Annotated in this window: 1 protein-coding gene; it reads left to right on the top strand. The window is 37.6% G+C overall.

Annotated elements, in window-relative coordinates:
• Positions 1–1168, top strand: a 1168-nt coding sequence (locus tag BN999_RS18085; RefSeq protein ID WP_141249093.1) for an IS1182 family transposase, incomplete at both ends; no start/stop codon positions are given.

The following is a 1168-nucleotide window of genomic DNA, read 5'->3' as shown; positions in this document are numbered from 1 at the left end:
CCTTTGCCATTAATGATTTAGTAGAAAGTATTCCAGAAAGTGCTCTTGAACCACTTAGAAAAGATACAGGTCGTCCGCCATATGCTTCGCGGATGATGTTGAAAATTATCCTTTGTGGTTATACGCAGTCTGCCTTTTCGGGCAGGAAGATTGAAGCCTTATTAGAAGATAGTGTACGAATGATGTGGTTATCTCAGGAGCATCAACCAAGTTACAGAACGATTAATCGCTTTCGTGTGCACCCATTAGCGAAAGGGTTATTACGTGAGTGCTTTGTACAGTTTCGATCTCAGTTGGTAAAGGAAGAAGTAATTGAAGAAGAGGCTATTTTTATTGATGGCACAAAGATTGAAGCCAATGCGAATAAATTCACATTTGTATGGCGAAAATCGGTTGAAAATTATAGTGAAAAACTAATTGAAAAGTCCAATCAAATGTACGATGAGTTAATTGAGAAGCGAATCATTCCTGAAATAGAACGGGACGATTTCGAAGAGCTTTCGGTTGAAGAAATGAAAGAAATTGTGGAAAAACTGAGTGAAAAAATTGAAGCATACGACAAGGAAATTGAAGCGAGTGACGTTGGTGTTGAGCGGAAACAGCTTCGTTCCGAGCGAAAAGCACCAAAACAATATCGTAAGCAATTTGAAGATTTTATTGTGCGTAAACAAAATTATCAAAAAGATATGGAGATTTTTGAAGACCGCCATAGTTACTCAAAAACAGATCATGATGCCACATTTATGCGGATGAAAGATGACTATATGGGAAACGGACAACTGAAGGCTGGATATAATATTCAAGTTGCGACGGAAGGCCAATATGCGCTCGCTTATGATGTGTATCCAAATCCAACCGACACCCGTACGTTGATTCCCTTTTTGAATACGATTGAAGAAAGCTTCTTTGAACTACCTAAATATATCGTGGCAGACGCAGGGTATGGTAGTGAACAAAACTATGAAGATATTATGAATAATAGAAATAGAACACCTCTTATTACATATAATCAGTATCGAAAGGAGAAGAAAAGAAAACACAAAAACAATGCTTTTCATGTAGACAATTGGGAATACAATGAAGAGGATGATGCATTCATTTGTCCGAATGGAAAGAAATTATTATTCAGCCATGTGTCCCATCGAACCGACAAATACGGATTTAAACG

Source organism: Paucisalibacillus globulus, assembly GCF_900184735.1.
Lineage (GTDB): Bacteria > Bacillota > Bacilli > Bacillales > Amphibacillaceae > Ornithinibacillus > Ornithinibacillus globulus_B.
Note: the sequence above shows the minus strand (reverse complement) of the source record. Positions and strands in the feature narration are given on the sequence as shown.